Consider the following 16393-nt stretch of genomic DNA (forward strand, 5'->3'; position numbering starts at 1 on the left):
GGCGACCGCCCGGCGGTCGCATATCGTGATGGCGGTGAGAGCGGTGTACGGCATGTCCGGTCACGGGCCGGGGGAGCAGGACGGAGCGGGGACGCCTCGTCCCTGGCGCCGGGGCACCCGTTCCCCGGTACCGCACCGCCGAGCACACGCACCCGAGCACGTGGAGCACCGTGAAACGCCCGCACTGGCCGCGCTGGATGCCGATCGACCCGTACATCACGCTCCTGCTCGGCACGGTGGGGCTGGCCGCGCTGCTGCCCGCCCGCGGCACCGGCGCGGACGTCGCCTCCGGCGCCTCCACCGCCGCGATCGCGTTCCTCTTCTTCCTCTACGGCGCCCGCCTGTCCACCCGCGAGGCGCTGGACGGCCTCAAGCACTGGCGGCTCCACGTCACCGTCCTGGCCTGCACCTTCGTGGTCTTCCCCCTGCTGGGCCTGGCCACCCGCGGGCTCGTCCCGGTGCTGCTCACCGACCCGCTCCACCAGGGGCTGCTGTTCTGCACCCTGGTCCCCTCCACCATCCAGTCGTCGATCGCGTTCACCTCGATCGCCCGCGGCAACGTGCCTGCCGCGATCTGCGCCGGCTCGTTCTCCTCGCTGGCCGGCATCGTCGTCACCCCGCTGCTCGCGGCGGCGCTGCTCGGTGGCGGCGCGGGCGGCTTCTCCGCCGACTCGGTGGTGAAGATCGTGCTCCAGCTGCTGGTGCCGTTCCTCGCCGGGCAGGTCACGCGCCGCTGGACCGGCGGCTTCGTCGCCCGCCACCGCAAGGTGCTCGGACTGGTGGACCGCGGCTCCATCCTGCTCGTCGTCTACACCGCGTTCAGCGAGGGCATGGTGCAGGGCGTCTGGAGCCAGGTGAGCCCCGCCCGGCTCGGCGGCCTGCTCGCCGTCGAAGCGGTGCTGCTCGCGGTGATGCTGGCGCTCACCTGGTACGGCGCCAAGGGCCTCGGCTTCGGACGGGAGGACCGGATCGCCATCCAGTTCGCCGGGTCGAAGAAGTCGCTGGCCGCCGGACTGCCCATGGCGAGCGTGCTGTTCGGGGCGCACGCCTCGCTGGCCGTGCTGCCGCTGATGCTGTTCCACCAGATGCAGCTCATGGTGTGCGCGGTGATCGCCAAGCGCCGCTCGAAGGACCCGGTCCCGGAGGCCGCGTCCGGGGACCGGGCCGCACGGCCACGGACCGAGGCGGGTACGGGGACACCTCCCGGCTGAGCGTCACCGGTGCCGCGGACGTCTCCGCGGCGGCCCGCTTCCGGTTCAGGGCCGCGTCGATCGTGTCGCCACCGGGCCGCGCGTGGCCGAGCGGCGCCTTCGTCGGGGCGCGCTTGTAGTCCTCACCCGGTGCCTCGCCGTCCCCCCTGCCCGCCCGGCTGGGCGGGCGGGCCGTCGGCGGGTTCGTCGTCCTGCGCCCCGCGTCCCTGTCCGTGGGGCGCAGGGGCACGGGGCGCAGGACGACTCCCCGCCGCCGTGCGGCGAGGGGGCCGTCAGGCCCGGACGGCCGCGGCCCGCAGGGCGATCCGCTCCTCACCCGCGTACACGTTCATGGAGCTGCCCCGCAGGAAGCCCACCAGGGTCATGCCGGTCTCCGCCGCCAGGTCCACGGCCAGCGAGGACGGCGCCGAGACCGCCGCCAGCACCGGGATGCCGGCCATGACCGCCTTCTGCGCCAGCTCGAACGAGGCCCGCCCGGACACCATGAGGACGGTCCGGGACAGCGGCAGGCTCCCGTTCTGCAGGGCGCGGCCGACCAGCTTGTCGACCGCGTTGTGCCGGCCCACGTCCTCCCGTACGTCCAGCAGCTCGCCGTGCTCGTCGAACAGGGCCGCCGCGTGCAGTCCGCCGGTGCGGTCGAAGACCCGCTGGGCCGCCCGCAGCCGGTCCGGCAGCCCCGCCAGCAGCTCCGGCGTCACCCGCAGCCGCGGGGTGTCCGCGACCGGGTGACGTGTCGTGGTGCGCACCGCGTCCAGGCTGGCCTTGCCGCACAGACCACAGGACGAGGTGGTGTAGACGTTGCGCTCCAGCGTGATGTCGGGGACCGCCACCCCGGGGGCGGTCGACACGTCGACCACGTTGTACGTGTTCGCCCCTCCCTCGCTCCCGGCTCCGCCCGAGCGGGAGGCGCCCCCACGCGTCGCCCCGGCGCAGTAGACGATGTTCCGCAGGTCCGACGCGGTGGCCAGCACCCCCTCGCTGACCAGGAAGCCGGCCGCCAGCGCGAAGTCGTCCCCCGGGGTGCGCATGGTGATCGCCAGGGGCTTGCCGTTCAGCCGGATCTCCAGGGGCTCCTCGGCGACGAGCGTGTCCGGTCGGGTGGAGACCGCCCCGTCCCGGATGCGGATCACCTTGCGTCGTTCCGTGACTCGTCCCATGTCCCTACCCGTTCCGTCCAGTCCCGGTTCCGCACGTGCTGGTGGCCGGACCGGCCCTTCCTGCGCAGGGTGCCGTGGGTCACCGGGTGTCGCGCGGCGACGTGACCTTCACGGTCTCATTGTCCTGCACAGGGGGCGTCAGGTCGCGGCCCACGCCGCGAGGGGCGCGCACGGTCGTCGTGCGCGTCCACCGCGACCCGTCCCACGTACCCGCCGCCCGCGTGTCGAACTCCGATCCGTGTGACAGCGCCTTCGTGGGGCAGACTCCGATGCGCGCGTCGAAGCCGTGCCCGCGCCGGGGACCGCGGTGGTCTTCCGCCACCGCGCACGCCACGCGGCCGACGGCCCGTGCGGGCTTCGATCTGCTGCCGGCGCGGGTGTCACCCACTGCCCGCGCGGGCTCGGCTCGCTGCCGGCGAGGGCGCCGCCCACCGTCCGGTCCACGCTCGACGCGCCCGCCGGCACCGCCGGACCGCGGGTCTTTGCCCGGTCCGCCGTGCGCACCCCGCGGCGCTCGCGCCGGCCGCGCTCGTCGTTCCCCGGACGGCGCGGCGCGGGGACGCCGGACGGAAGCTCCCGGGGGCTGACGGAAGGCGACAAGCCTCACGCCCGTTTCCTGTCGCTTCACCTGCGCTCGTACCCGTGAGTCACTGATCAGACTGGTGAATCCCGCAACCGGATCACCGAGGGGATCACCATGAGCGGCTCGCGCATCACCGCCGTCGGCCACTACCAGCCCGCCCGCGTCCTGACCAACGAGGACCTGGCGGCCAGGGTCGACACCAGCGACGCGTGGATCACGAGCCGGGTCGGCATCCGCACCCGTCACATCGCCGGGCCCGAGGAGCCCGTCGACGAACTGGCGGCGCACGCCGCCGCCAAGGCGCTCGCCGCGGCCGGCCGCACCCCCGACGAGATCGATCTGGTCCTGGTCGCCACCTCCACCGCGATCGACCGCTCACCCAACATGGCGGCCCGCGTCGCCGCCCGCCTCGGCATGCCCGGCCCCGCCGTCATGGACGTCAACGTGGTGTGCGCCGGCTTCACCCACGCCCTCGCCACCGCCGACCACGCGGTGCGGGCCGGCGGGGCGCACCGGGTGCTGGTCATCGGCGCCGACAAGATGTCCGAGGTGGCGGACTGGACCGACCGCACCACCTGCGTCCTGGTCGGCGACGGGGCGGGCGCGGCCGTGGTGGAGGCGGCCGGGCCGGGCGCGGAGAACGGCATCGGTCCCGTGCTGTGGGGCTCGGTGCCCGAGATGGGCAACGCGGTGCGGATCGAGGGCACCCCGCCGCGGTTCGCGCAGGAGGGGCAGAGCGTCTACCGGTGGGCGACCACCCGGCTGCCGGAACTCGCCCGGCGGGCCTGCGAGAAGGCGGGGCTGACGCCCGAGGACCTCGCCGCGGTCGTGCTGCACCAGGCCAACCTGCGGATCGTGGAACCCCTCGCGCGCCGGATCGGCGCCGTCAACGCGGTCGTCGCGCGGGACGTCGTCGACTCCGGCAACACGTCGGCCGCGAGCATCCCGCTCGCCTTCTCCAAACTCGTCGAACAGGGCGCGGTGTCCAGCGGGGACCCGGTGCTGCTGTTCGGCTTCGGCGGGAACCTGTCGTACGCGGGGCAGGTCGTGCGGTGCCCCTGAGCGGGCCCGTCGTGGTGTGACGAGGGTGATCCTCGCCGAGGGCCCCGGTGCGGTCGGTGCGGTCGGTGCGGACGACGCGGACGCCGCGGTGGCGCTCAACGCCCGTTCCACGCCACGGTGAGGGAGCCGGCGGGCAACGCGGTGCTCACCGGGCCGGCCGCCCAGGTGGACCGGAGGGCGCGCCGGTACTACGCGCCGGCAGCGCGGCGAGCGGTCCTGGACCGCGCACCGGGAGCTGATCGCCGCCATCGCCGCGCGGGACGAGCGGCCGGCCACCCGTCTGATGCGGGAACACATCGCACACACCCGGCGGTCGCACCACGCGCGGGAGGACTCCTGAAGGACTTCGTCCCGTTCTGAGCGGTACTGTCCCGGGCCGCGCGCCCCCTCTTTGTCCTGAGAGTGGAAAAAGTAGGGGCCAATTCCTGCGCGACTTCTTCCCACCTCTGGCAGGCGCTGCTACTTTCCCCTCCGAAAGCACGCCACACACGTGGCCGGAATCCGGCGCGCACAGCCGACGAGGCGGGGAGGGGCTCGTGAGACGCATGACAGCGCGACCCGCGAACGCCCATCAGGCACGACTGCTCAGGCTGCTGCGCGACGGCGGACCCAACTCCCGTGCCCAGCTCGGCGACCAGGTCGACCTGTCCCGGTCGAAGCTGGCCGTGGAGGTGGACCGGCTGCTGGAGACGGAACTCGTCGTGGCCGACGGACTCGCCGCCTCGCGCGGCGGCCGCCGCTCCCACAACATCCGCCTCAACCCGCACCTGCGCTTCCTCGGCGTCGACATCGGCGCGACCTCGGTCGACGTCGCCGTCACCAACGCCGAGCTGGAGATCCTCGGGCACATCAACCAGCCGATGGACGTGCGCGAGGGACCGGTCGCGGTCTTCGAGCAGGTGCTGGCCATGGCCGCCAAGCTGAGGGCCACCGGGCTCGCGGAAGGGTTCGACGGCGCCGGCATCGGCGTCCCCGGGCCGGTCCGCTTCCCCGAGGGCATCCCGGTCGCGCCGCCGATCATGCCCGGCTGGGACGGCTTCCCGGTGCGGGAGGCGCTCAGCCAGGAGCTCGGCTGCCCGGTCATGGTCGACAACGACGTGAACCTCATGGCGCTGGGGGAGCAGCACGCGGGCGTCGCCCGCACCGTCGCCGACTTCCTCTGCGTCAAGATCGGCACCGGCATCGGCTGCGGCATCGTCGTCGGCGGTGAGGTCTACCGCGGCACGACGGGCAGCGCCGGCGACATCGGGCACATCCAGGCCGTGCCCGACGGACGCCCGTGCGCCTGCGGCAACCGGGGCTGCCTGGAGGCGCACTTCTCGGGCGCGGCCCTCGCGCGGGACGCGACCGAGGCCGCCGAGCAGCGGCTCTCGCCCGAACTCGCCGCCCGGCTGGAGGCGAACGGCACGCTCAGCGCCGTCGACGTCGCCGCCGCGGCCGCCGCTGGTGACGCCACCGCCCTCGACCTGATCCGCGAGGGCGGGAACCGCACCGGCCAGGTCATCGCCGGCCTGGTCAGCTTCTTCAACCCGGGCCTGGTGGTGATCGGCGGCGGGGTGACCGGCCTCGGCCACACCCTGCTCGCCGCGATCCGCACCCAGGTCTACCGCGGGTCGCTGCCCCTGGCGACGGGCAACCTGCCCATCGTCCTGGGGGAGTTGGGCCCCACCGCCGGAGTCATCGGCGCGGCCCGCCTCATCAGCGACCACCTGTTCTCACCCGCCTGAGCCGACACCGGTACGGCGCCCCGCCGCACCGGCGCCCAGCACCACCCGGGGAGGGTTCGCCCGCCCCGGTGTCCAGCACCACCCGGGGAGGGTTCGCCCGCCCCGGCGCCAGCACCACCCGGCGCGGGCCAGCCCGCGCCGACCCGGACTGCACCACCCGCCGGCACGGGTCCCAGCCCCGTACCGGCGTGCAAGGCACCACCTCGCCGGTGCGACCGCCAGCCGTACCGGCGCGAACAGCACGACCCGCCGAGAACAGCACGCCCCGCCGAGACGGAAGCCGTCCGCTCCGGTGCGAGCCGCACCACCCGTCGACGCGGGGCGCCGCCCCGTACCCGCACGAGTCGTACCACCCGCCGGCGCGGGTGCCCACCCGCTCCGGTGCGAGCCGCACCACCCGCCCCGACACCGCACGACCGCCGCCGCTCCGCTCCGCCCTGCCCGAAAACGCGCGCCCCGGAGGGGGCCAGGAAAGCCGGCCCCGCGAGGGGCCAGACACCGCTTGTCCCGCGAGGGGCCCGAAAGCCGGTCCCGTGAGGGGCCGTCGGCCCACGCCCGCCGAGGGGAATCCGCATGGCACCAGAACCACCGCTGCTCAGCATGTCCGGCATCACCAAGTCGTTCCCGGGAGTCCGGGCGCTGGACGGCGTGGACCTCGACGTCCAGGCCGGCGAGGTGCACTGTCTGCTCGGCCAGAACGGCGCCGGGAAGTCCACCTTGATCAAGGTGCTGGCCGGCGCCCACCAGCCCGACACGGGCACGATCCGCTGGCGCGGTGACGACGTCACCCTGCGCTCGCCGATCGCCGCCATGCGCCTCGGCATCGCCACCATCTACCAGGAACTCGACCTGGTGGAGCACCTGTCGGTCGCGGAGAACGTCCACCTCGGCCACGAACCCACCACCGCCGGCTTCGTCGTCCGGGGCCGGGCCGCCAAGGCGTCCACCGCCGAGCTGCTGAAGCGCCTCGGGCACCCGGAGATCGACCCCGGCCGCCTGGTCGGCGACCTGCCCGCCGCGCACCAGCAGATCGTGTCCATGGCCCGCGCCCTCTCCCACGACGTACGGCTCATCGTGATGGACGAGCCGTCCGCCGCCCTCGACCCGGACGAGGTCGACAACCTCTTCCGCATCGTCGGCGACCTGACCGCCGCCGGCGTCGCCGTGGTCTACATCTCCCACCGCCTGGAGGAGATCCGCCGCATCGGCGACCGCGTGACCGTGCTGAAGGACGGCCGGGCCGTGGCCCGCGGGCTGCCCGCCAGGTCGACGCCGACCAGCGAGGTGGTGTCGCTGATGACGGGCCGCACCGTCGAGTACGTCTTCCCGCCCCGCCCCGCCGCCCCGCCGGCCGCGGGCGATCCGGTCCTCACCGTCGAAAACCTGTCCAGGCGCGGGGAGTTCGCCCCGCTCGACCTCCACGTCCGCCGCGGCGAGATCGTCGGCCTCGCCGGACTCGTCGGGTCCGGACGGTCGGAGATCCTCGAGACGGTCTACGGCGCCCGCAAGCCCGACACCGGCCGCGTCCTCGTCGACGGAAAACCGCTCCGCCCCGGCAGCGTCCGCGCGGCCGTCCGCGCCGGACTGGGCCTCGCCCCAGAGGAACGCAAGGCGCAGGCCCTGCTGATGCTGGAGTCGGTCACCCGCAACGTGTCCGTCTCCTCCATGTCCCGCTTCGCGCGGGCCGGCTGGATCGACCGCGGCGCCGAACTGGGGGCGGCGCGCGCGGCGGTCCGGGAGCTGTCCCTGCGGCCCGACAACCCCGACGTGCCCGTGCGCACCCTGTCCGGCGGCAACCAGCAGAAGGCCGTGCTCGCCCGCTGGCTGCTGCGCGGCTGCCGGGTGCTGCTGCTCGACGAACCCACCCGCGGCGTCGACGTCGGCGCCCGCGCCGAACTGTACGCGGTCGTACGGCGGCTGGCGGACGAAGGGCTCGCCGTGCTGCTGGTCTCCAGCGAGGTGCCCGAGGTCCTCGGCCTCGCCGACCGCGTCCTGGTGCTGCGCGAGGGCTCCGTCGTCCACACGGCGCCCGCCCGCGAACTCGACGAACACCGTGTACTCGACCTGGTCATGGAAGGAAGCCCGGCGTCATGACGCAGAACGTCTCCCCGCCGCGGGACAGCACCTCCAAGGCAGCGCCGGCCGGCGAACGGCCCGCCTGGCGGGCCGTGCTGTTCCGCGCCGACGTGCGCACCCTGTCCCTGCTCGGCGTGCTCGCCGTGCTGATCCTGATCGGCGGCATCACCAAGCCGGACGAGTTCCTGGACACCCGCAACCTCCAGCTGGTCCTCACCCAGGCCTCCGTCATCGGCGTCGTCACCGTCGGCATGACCTTCGTGATCATCTCCGGCGGCATCGACCTGTCGGTCGGCGCGATCGTCGCCCTCGCCTCGGTGTGGGCCACCACCGTCGCCACCCAGGAGTACGGCTTCGCCGGCATCCTCTTCACCGCCGTCCTGGTCGGCCTCGGCTGCGGCCTGGTCAACGGGGTGCTCATCGCGTACGGCGGGATGGTGCCGTTCATCGCCACCCTCGCCATGCTCGCCTCCGCCCGCGGTCTCGCCCTGCAGATCACCGACGGGCGCACGCAGATCGTCACCGTCGACGGCGTCCTCGACCTCGGCGAGCGCGCCTCCTACGTGCTGGGCGTCCCCCCGCTGGTGCTGGTGTTCGCCGCGGTCACCGTCGTCGGCTGGCTGGTGCTCAACCGCACCACCTTCGGCCGCCGCTCCGTCGCCGTCGGCGGCAACGCGGAGGCCGCCCGGCTGGCCGGCATCGACGTGCGCCGCCAGCGGCTCTACCTGTACCTGCTGTCCGGGCTGTGCTGCGGCATCGCCGCCTTCCTGCTGATCGTCCTGTCCGGATCCGGCCAGAACACCAACGGCAACCTCTACGAACTCGACGCCATCGCCGCCGCGATCATCGGCGGCACCCTGCTCACCGGGGGCCGCGGCACCATCGTCGGCTCCGTCCTCGGCGTCCTGATCTTCACCACCATCACCAACATCTTCGCCCTGAACAACCTGCAGACCGACGTCCAGCAGATCGCCAAGGGCGCGATCATCGTCGCCGCCGTGCTGGTCCAGCGGCGTACCGCGAGCACGACCTGAGGGAAGGGTTCACCGCCATGCCAGAGCCGACGTCCACCAGCCGCAGAGGACTCCTCCTCGGAGCCGCCGCCGTTTCCGCCGGCGCCCTCGTCACCGGCTGCACCAGCAACGAGCCCAGCGGCGGCGACGAGTCCGCCGCGAACAACCAGCCGGCCGCCGACGACAAGCCCGGCAAGCAGGTCACCATCGGCTTCGCCGGACCGCAGGCCGACCACGGCTGGCTCAACGCCATCAACGACCAGGCCAAGCAGCGTGCCGAGAAGTACTCCGACGTCACCCTGGAGAGCACCGAGGGCTCCAACGACACCGCCCAGCAGATCGGCCAGATCGAGACCCTCATCAACAAGAAGGTCGACGTCCTGGTGATCCTGCCCGCCGACGGCAAGGCGCTCACCCAGGTCGGGCTGAAGGCGATGCGCGCCGGCATCCCCGTCGTCAACCTCGACCGCATCTTCAACACCCCGCAGGCGTACCGCTGCTGGGTCGGCGGTGACAACTACGGCATGGGCCTCAACGCCGGCCACTACATCGGCGAGAAGCTCAAGGACAAGCCCGACGCCAGGGTGATCGAGCTGGCCGGCCTGGACAACCTGGAGCTGACCAAGCAGCGCACCCAGGGCTTCGACGACGCGCTGAAGAACTACCCGAACATCCGCAAGGTGGCCCGCCAGGCCGCCGAGTTCACCGTCGAGTCCGGCCAGGCCAAGATGGCACAGCTGCTCCAGGCCCAGTCGCGGTTCGACGCGCTGTGGAACCACGACGACGACCAGGGCGTGGGCGCGCTGCGCGCCATCGAGCAGGCCGGCCGCGACGACTTCCTGATGGTCGGCGGCGCCGGCGCGCTCTCCGCGTTCGAGGCCATCAAGGCCGACGACGGTGTCCTGAAGGCCACGGTCCTGTACCCGCCGACGATGGCCGCCTCCGCGATCGACCTCGCCCGCGCCCTCGGCCAGGGCAAGGGCATCGACGGCCTGTCCGAGTTCGAGATCCCCTCCTCGGTGACCTGCTACTCGGCCGTCGTCGACAAGGACAACGTCGACCAGTACATGCCCACCGGATTCAGGTGAGCGGCCCCGCCCCACGGGCCTGACCGGCCCACCGGGCGGGGACCGCCCCGCCCGCCACGACGACGAGGAGGACATCCGAATGGCACAGCCGCAAGCGTCCGAAGGGGCGGGAACGGGGAAGCCGCCGCTGCGCGTCGGCATGGTCGGTTACGCCTTCATGGGCGCCGCCCACTCCCAGGGCTGGCGCACCGTGGGACGCGTCTTCGACCTGCCGCTCCGCCCCGAGATGGCCGTGATCTGCGGCCGGGACGCCGACGCCGTGCGGGCGGCGGCCGACCAGCACGGCTGGGCACGGGCCGAGACCGACTGGCGGGCCCTGGTGGAGCGCGACGACGTCGACCTCGTCGACATCTGCACCCCCGGCGACAGCCACGCCGAGATCGCGCTGGCCGCGCTGGCCGCGGGCAAGCACGTGCTGTGCGAGAAGCCCCTCGCCAACACCGTCGCGGAGGCCGAGGCGATGGCCCGCGCGGCCCAGGAGGCGCGGGCCCGCGGCCAGGCGGCCATGGTCGGCTTCAACTACCGCCGGGTGCCCGCCACCGCGCTGGCCCGGCGGATGGTGGAGGAGGGCCGCGTCGGCACCCTGCGGCACGTGCGGGTGGCGTACCTCCAGGACTGGCTGGTGGACCCGCAGTTCCCGCTCACCTGGCGGCTGCGCCGCGAACAGGCGGGATCCGGCTCGCTCGGCGACCTCGGCGCGCACATCGTCGACCTCGCCCAGCACCTGGCCGGCGAGCGGCTCGCGGGCGTCTCCGCGCTCACCGAGACGTTCGTCCGCGAGCGGCCGCTGCCCACCGCGTCGAGCAGCGGCCTGGCCACAGTCTCCGCGGCCGGCACCGGGCCGGTCACCGTCGACGACGCCGCCGTGTTCACCGGCCGGTTCGCCTCCGGCGCCCTCGCGTCCTTCGAAGCCACCCGGTACGCCACCGGACGCAAGAACGCCCTGCGCATCGAACTCAACGGCGAGCGCGGCTCGCTCGCCTTCGACCTGGAACGGCTCAACGAGCTCGAGTACCACGACGCCACCGGGAACGCCGCGCACGGCGGCTTCCGCCGCATCCTCGTCACCGAGCCCGACCACCCCTACCTGGACGCCTGGTGGCCGCCGGGCCACGGCCTCGGCTACGAGCACACCTTCGCCCACCAGGCCCGCGACCTGGTGCACGCCATCGCCGAGGGCCGCGTCCCGGAACCGTCCTTCGCGGACGGACTCCAGGTGCAGCGCGTCCTCGCGGCGGTGGAGGAGAGCGCCGAGAAGAACGCCGTCTACACCCCGATCGCCGCCTGAGGAGGACGGATACGGATGTCGCGCAACTTCACCCTGTTCACCGGCCAGTGGGCCGACCTTCCGCTGGAGGAGGTCTGCCGGCTCGCCCGCGACTTCGGCTACGACGGCCTCGAACTCGCCTGCTGGGGCGACCACTTCGAGGTGGACAAGGCCCTCGCCGACCCCTCCTACGTGGCCGGCCGCCACCAGCTCCTCGAGAAGTACGGCCTGAAGTGCTGGGCGGTCTCCAACCACCTGGTGGGTCAGGCCGTCTGCGACGCCATCATCGACGAACGCCACCGGGGCATCCTGCCCGCCCGGATCTGGGGCGACGGCGAGCCCGAGGGCGTACGGCAGCGGGCCGCCGCCGAGATCAAGGACACCGCGCGCGCCGCGGCCCTCCTGGGCGTCGACACCGTCATCGGGTTCACCGGCTCCGCCATCTGGCACCTGGTGGCCATGTTCCCGCCCGCCCCCGAGTCGATGATCGAGCGCGGGTACGAGGACTTCGCCGAGCGCTGGAACCCGATCCTCGACGTCTTCGACGCCGAGGGCGTGCGCTTCGCCCACGAGGTCCACCCCGGCGAGATCGCCTACGACTACTGGACCACCGTGCGCGCCCTCGACGCGGTGGACCGCCGCCCGGCGTTCGGGCTGAACTTCGACCCGTCCCACTTCGTCTGGCAGGACCTCGACCCGGTCGGCTTCCTGTGGGACTTCCGCGACCGGATCTACCACGTCGACTGCAAGGAGGCCCGCAAGCGCCTCGACGGCCGCAACGGCCGTCTGGGCTCCCACCTGCCGTGGGGCGACCCCCGGCGCGGCTGGGACTTCGTCTCCGCGGGCCACGGTGACGTGCCCTGGGAGGACGTCTTCCGCATGCTGCGCTCCGTCGGCTACCGGGGACCGGTCTCCGTGGAGTGGGAGGACGCCGGCATGGACCGCCTCCAGGGCGCCCCCGAGGCGCTGAAGCGGCTCAGGGCCTTCGACTACGACCCGCCCAGCGCCTCCTTCGACGCGGCGTTCAGCAGCTGAGGCGCGACCCGCCCGGCGCGTTCCCCGACGCGGCGTCCAGCGGCTGAGGAAACGGTCCCGACGCCAGGTCGGGGACGGGGGCCGCGCGTTCGCCGGCCCCCGGTCCGGCCTGCCTGGAATCCGCTTTGTCCTCTCCTGGGCAAAAGTTCAACCAGGCCCGGTCCAAGGGGTGTTGTCCCCGGAAGAACGCGGTTACCGTCCCTGGAGTGTTCAGGGCGCCCACGCCTCCGGGGTGACGGCGCACCCCGGCCCACGCACGCACCGCACGATCAGCACCTGTTCCGTACGGCCCCATCCCGTTCCCGGAGGGACTTCGTGCACAGAAGAAGACTCACATCGACCCGCACCGCCAAACGCCCCGCCTTCCGCACCACGCTCGCCCTGGTCACCGGCCTGCTGCTGGCCGTGGGCACCCCGGCCACCGTCGCCGGCGCCCACCCAGGCCACCCGGAGCACGACGGACCGGCGGCGGCCGAGGGGCAGTTCCAGCAGGTGCCGCTCGCCAAGGGCGAACCCGAGATGGGCGAGCCCATGTCGCTCGCCGTCCTCCCGGACCGCAGCGTCCTGCACACCTCCCGGGACGGCACCCTGCGCCTCACCGACCAGGGCGGCGTCACCAAGGTCGCCGGCCGCATCCCCGTCTACAGCCACGACGAGGAGGGCCTCCAGGGCGTCGGGGTGGACCCCGGCTTCGAGAACAACCGGGCGATCTACCTCTACTACGCCCCGCCGCTCGACACCCCCGCCGGTGACGCCCCGGAGAACGGCACCGCCGAGGACTTCGCGAAGTTCGACGGCGTCAACCGCCTCTCCCGGTTCGTCCTGAATCCCAACGGAACCCTGGACCTGTCCAGCGAGAAGAAGATCCTGGACGTCGCCGCCTCCCGCGGCACCTGCTGCCACGTCGGCGGCGACATCGACTTCGACGCCGAGGGCAACCTCTACCTGTCCACCGGCGACGACACCAACCCCTTCGCCTCCGACGGCTACACGCCGATCGACGAGCGCCCCGGCCGCAACCCCGCCTTCGACGCCCGCCGCAGCTCCGGCAACACCAACGACCTGCGCGGCAAGATCCTGCGCATCAAGGTCGCCGAGGACGGCTCGTACACCGTCCCGGAGGGCAACCTCTTCCCGCCGGGCACCGAGAAGACCCGCCCCGAGATCTACGCGATGGGCTTCCGCAACCCGTTCCGGATGAGCGTCGACGAGAAGACCGGCATCGTCTACGTCGGCGACTACGGCCCCGACGCCGGCGCCGCCAGCCCCACCCGCGGCCCGGCCGGACAGGTCGAGTTCGCCAAGGTGACGAAGGCCGCCAACTTCGGCTGGCCGTTCTGCACCGGCGACAACGACGCCTACGTCGACTACGACTTCGCCACCGGCACGTCCGGCGACACGTTCGACTGCTCCGCGCCGAAGAACACCTCCCGGCACAACACCGGCCTGGTCGACCTGCCGCCCGCCCAGCCCGCCTGGATCCCCTACGACGACGGCTCCGTCCCCGAGTTCGGCAGCGGCTCCGAGTCCCCGATGGCGGGCCCGGTCTACCGCTACGACCCGGACCTGAAGTCCTCGGTGAAGTTCCCGGAGGAGTTCGACGGCGACTTCTTCGCCGGCGAGTTCGGGCGCCGCTGGATCAAGCGCATCGAGCAGACCGAGGACGGCCCCGGCGGCTCGGTCGCGAAGATCAACGACTTCCCGTGGACCGGCACGCAGATCATGGACATGGACTTCGGCCCGGACGGCGCGCTCTACGTCCTCGACTACGGCCTGTCCTGGTTCCAGGGCGACCAGCACTCCGCGCTGTACCGGATCGAGAACGCCGAGGACGGCTTCTCCCCGATCGTCGGGGTGAGCGCCGACCGCACGTCCGGCGCGGCCGGCCTGAGGGTCAGGTTCACCGCCACCGCGGAGGACGCCGACTCCCCGGACCTCACCTACGCCTGGGACTTCGGCGACGGCACCAAGGGCGAGGGACTCACCCCCACCCACAGGTACAAGAAGGCCGGCACCTACACCGCGACCTTCACCGCCACCGACCCCGAGGGCAACACCGGCAACGCCAGCGTCCGCATCGTCGTCGGCAACACCGAGCCCACCGTGAAGATCGAGATCCCGGGCAACGGCAGCCTGGCCGCCTTCGGCGAGCCCGTGCCGTTCAAGGTGACCGTCACCGACCCCGAGGAGCAGGTCGACTGCTCCAGGGTCAAGGTCGCCTACAGCCTCGGCCACGACAACCACGCCCACGAGCTCACCAGCGAGACGGGCTGTGAGGGCACCCTCAACCCGCCGCCCGGCGACGGCGGTCACGACCCCAACGCCAACATCTACGGTGTCGTCGGCGCCAGTTACACCGACGGCGGGGCCAATGGCCAGGAGGCGCTGACCGGCACCGCGCGCGCCGTCATCCAGCCGCTGCACCGCCAGGCCGAGCACTTCACCGAGCAGTCCGGCGTCAGCGTCATCGACAAGACCCAGGCCAACGGCGGCAAGACGGTCGGCGACATCCACGACGGCGACTGGATCTCCTTCACCCCCTACCGCTTCGACGGCCAGAAGAAGCTGACCGTGCGGGCCTCCTCCGGCGGCTCCGGCGGCTACATCGAGCTGCGCACCGGTTCGCCCGAGGGCCCGCTGCACGGCTCGGCGTACATCCCGCCGACCGGCGGCTGGGAGACCTTCCAGGACGTCGACGTCCCGCTGCGGGCACTGCCGAAGAAGACCACCGAGATCTACCTGGTCTTCAGGGGCGGCGAGGGCGCGCTGTACGACGTGGACGACTTCGAGTTCTCCACGCAGCCGTTCAAGCAGGGCAAGAAGGTCCTCGTCTTCTCGAAGACGGCCGGCTTCCGGCACGACTCCATCGAGGACGGCGTGGCCGCCCTGAAGGAACTCGGCGCCCCGGCCGGCATCTCGGTCACGGCGACCGAGGAGGCCGGACAGTTCACCACCGCCAACCTCGCCAAGTACGACGCGGTGGCCTTCCTGTCCACCACCGGTGACGTGCTCAACGCCGAGCAGCAGAAGGCGTTCGAGAACTACGTGAAGAACGGCGGCGGCTACATGGGCATCCACGCCGCCGCCGACACCGAGTACGACTGGGAGTTCTACGGCGGCCTCGTCGGCGCGTACTTCGACTCGCACCCGGCCGTCCAGAAGGCCACCGTGCGCGTCGAGGACCACGACCACCCGTCCACCGCGCACCTGGAGGACACCTGGGAGCGCACCGACGAGTGGTACAACTACCGCACCAACCCGCGTGAGCAGGCCAAGGTCCTCGCCACCCTCGACGAGACCAGCTACGAGGGCGGCACGATGAAGGGCGACCACCCGATCGCCTGGTGCCAGACCTACGGCGGCGGCCGCTCCTTCTACACCGGCGGCGGCCACACCAAGGAGTCGTACGCCGACGAGGCCTTCCGCGCCCACCTGCTCGGCGGTCTGCAGTACGCCACCGGCCAGGTGAAGGCGGACTGCAAGCCGGACAAGGGCTACCGGAAGATCTTCAACGGCCAGACCCTGGACGGCTGGAAGCAGGCCGGCCCCGGCAGGTTCGTCGTCAAGGACGGCGGGGTCATGGAGTCCGAGGGCGGCATGGGCCTCCTCTGGTACCAGGCCAAGGAGCTCAAGTCGTACTCGCTGAAGCTCGACTGGAAGATGCGCGGCGACGACAACTCCGGTGTCTTCGTGGGCTTCCCGGCCTCCGACGACCCGTGGTCGGCGGTCGACAAGGGCTACGAGATCCAGATCGACGCGACGGACGCGGCGGATCGCACCACCGGCGCGGTCTACTCCTTCAAGTCGGCCGACATCAAGGCCCGCGACCAGGTGCTGCGCCCGCCCGGGCAGTGGAACTCCTACGAGATCAAGGTCAAGGGCGAGCGGCTCCAGGTGTTCCTCAACGGAGTCAAGATCAACGACTTCACCAACAAGGACCCGCAGCGGAGCCTGACCGACGGCTACATCGGCCTGCAGAACCACGGGGCCGACGACCATGTCTCCTTCCGCAACATCCAGCTGAAGGAACTGCCCTCCTAGGGCACCGAGAACGGCGGCGGGCGGACGGACGCCGGACCCCCGCCCGCCGCCTCGGTCCGGAACCCTCGGGTCCGGCACACGTCCGGCCCTGGTCCCGGCACCTCGCCCGGGCCACGGGGCCGGCGCCCGGCTC

At 72.6% G+C, this 16393-nt stretch carries 10 protein-coding genes and 2 pseudogenes; 10 read left to right on the forward strand and 2 right to left on the reverse strand.

Features of this window, described 5'->3' with window-relative positions:
- Window positions 1-197 precede the first annotated feature (197 nt).
- Window positions 198-1211: a bile acid:sodium symporter family protein gene (locus ACWH4W_RS17510; protein ID WP_473077531.1), complete on the forward strand. Its 1014-nt coding sequence runs from the start codon at window positions 198-200 to the stop codon at window positions 1209-1211.
- A gap of 272 nt (window positions 1212-1483) precedes the next feature.
- Here ACWH4W_RS17510 and fdhD read toward each other — a convergent pair whose 3' ends face one another.
- Both fdhD and ACWH4W_RS17520 read right to left on the reverse strand, forming a co-directional pair.
- Entirely contained in the window at window positions 1484-2368 is an 885-nt protein-coding gene (gene fdhD / locus ACWH4W_RS17515) for a formate dehydrogenase accessory sulfurtransferase FdhD (RefSeq protein WP_473076654.1), read from the reverse strand.
- Window positions 2338-2660, reverse strand: a pseudogene (locus tag ACWH4W_RS17520) (hypothetical protein); the annotation flags it as partial. The gene fdhD and the pseudogene ACWH4W_RS17520, both read right to left, overlap by 31 nt.
- 405 nt (window positions 2661-3065) lie before the next feature.
- Between ACWH4W_RS17520 and ACWH4W_RS17525 the strand changes: the two are divergent.
- From ACWH4W_RS17525 to ACWH4W_RS17565, 9 genes and pseudogenes are all read left to right on the forward strand, one after another.
- The gene (locus ACWH4W_RS17525) at window positions 3066-4013 is read left to right on the forward strand and encodes a beta-ketoacyl-ACP synthase III (protein WP_473076655.1); all 948 of its coding nucleotides are present in this window, start codon (window positions 3066-3068) and stop codon (window positions 4011-4013) included.
- Window positions 4014-4071: 58 nt separating this feature from the next.
- Window positions 4072-4353 (forward strand): annotated as a pseudogene (locus tag ACWH4W_RS17530) (FCD domain-containing protein); the annotation flags it as partial.
- Window positions 4354-4558: 205 nt separating this feature from the next.
- Complete coding sequence (locus ACWH4W_RS17535) at window positions 4559-5740, forward strand: ROK family protein (RefSeq protein ID WP_473076656.1); 1182 nt, start codon at window positions 4559-4561, stop codon at window positions 5738-5740.
- A gap of 573 nt (window positions 5741-6313) precedes the next feature.
- A complete protein-coding gene (locus tag ACWH4W_RS17540; protein WP_473076657.1) occupies window positions 6314-7834 on the forward strand; it encodes a sugar ABC transporter ATP-binding protein in 1521 nt (506 codons plus the stop codon).
- Entirely contained in the window at window positions 7831-8850 is a 1020-nt protein-coding gene (locus ACWH4W_RS17545) for an ABC transporter permease (RefSeq protein WP_473076658.1), read from the forward strand. Before ACWH4W_RS17540 ends, ACWH4W_RS17545 begins: the two co-directional genes overlap by 4 nt.
- A 17-nt stretch (window positions 8851-8867) precedes the next feature.
- The gene (locus tag ACWH4W_RS17550) at window positions 8868-9917 is read left to right on the forward strand and encodes a substrate-binding domain-containing protein (protein ID WP_473076659.1); all 1050 of its coding nucleotides are present in this window, start codon (window positions 8868-8870) and stop codon (window positions 9915-9917) included.
- A 79-nt stretch (window positions 9918-9996) separates the two neighbouring features.
- A complete protein-coding gene (locus ACWH4W_RS17555; protein ID WP_473076660.1) occupies window positions 9997-11205 on the forward strand; it encodes a Gfo/Idh/MocA family protein in 1209 nt (402 codons plus the stop codon).
- Window positions 11206-11220: 15 nt separating this feature from the next.
- Window positions 11221-12219, forward strand: coding sequence for a sugar phosphate isomerase/epimerase family protein (locus ACWH4W_RS17560; protein ID WP_473076661.1), 999 nt, complete (start codon window positions 11221-11223; stop codon window positions 12217-12219).
- A gap of 315 nt (window positions 12220-12534) precedes the next feature.
- Window positions 12535-16260, forward strand: a complete 3726-nt coding sequence (locus ACWH4W_RS17565; protein WP_473076662.1) for a ThuA domain-containing protein — start codon at window positions 12535-12537, stop codon at window positions 16258-16260.
- The last annotated feature ends 133 nt before the right edge of the window (window positions 16261-16393 follow it).

The organism is Streptomyces sp. DSM 120436 (assembly GCF_055778765.1).

Bases quoted from the DNA above. Each gene is read 5' to 3' on its own strand.
- ACWH4W_RS17510 (WP_473077531.1), top strand. From the start codon at position 198: ATGCCGATCGACCCGTACATCACGCTCCTGCTCGGCACGGTGGGGCTG.
- fdhD (WP_473076654.1), bottom strand. From the start codon at position 2,368: ATGGGACGAGTCACGGAACGACGCAAGGTGATCCGCATCCGGGACGGG.
- ACWH4W_RS17525 (WP_473076655.1), top strand. From the start codon at position 3,066: ATGAGCGGCTCGCGCATCACCGCCGTCGGCCACTACCAGCCCGCCCGC.
- ACWH4W_RS17535 (WP_473076656.1), top strand. From the start codon at position 4,559: ATGACAGCGCGACCCGCGAACGCCCATCAGGCACGACTGCTCAGGCTG.
- ACWH4W_RS17540 (WP_473076657.1), top strand. From the start codon at position 6,314: ATGGCACCAGAACCACCGCTGCTCAGCATGTCCGGCATCACCAAGTCG.
- ACWH4W_RS17545 (WP_473076658.1), top strand. From the start codon at position 7,831: ATGACGCAGAACGTCTCCCCGCCGCGGGACAGCACCTCCAAGGCAGCG.
- ACWH4W_RS17550 (WP_473076659.1), top strand. From the start codon at position 8,868: ATGCCAGAGCCGACGTCCACCAGCCGCAGAGGACTCCTCCTCGGAGCC.
- ACWH4W_RS17555 (WP_473076660.1), top strand. From the start codon at position 9,997: ATGGCACAGCCGCAAGCGTCCGAAGGGGCGGGAACGGGGAAGCCGCCG.
- ACWH4W_RS17560 (WP_473076661.1), top strand. From the start codon at position 11,221: ATGTCGCGCAACTTCACCCTGTTCACCGGCCAGTGGGCCGACCTTCCG.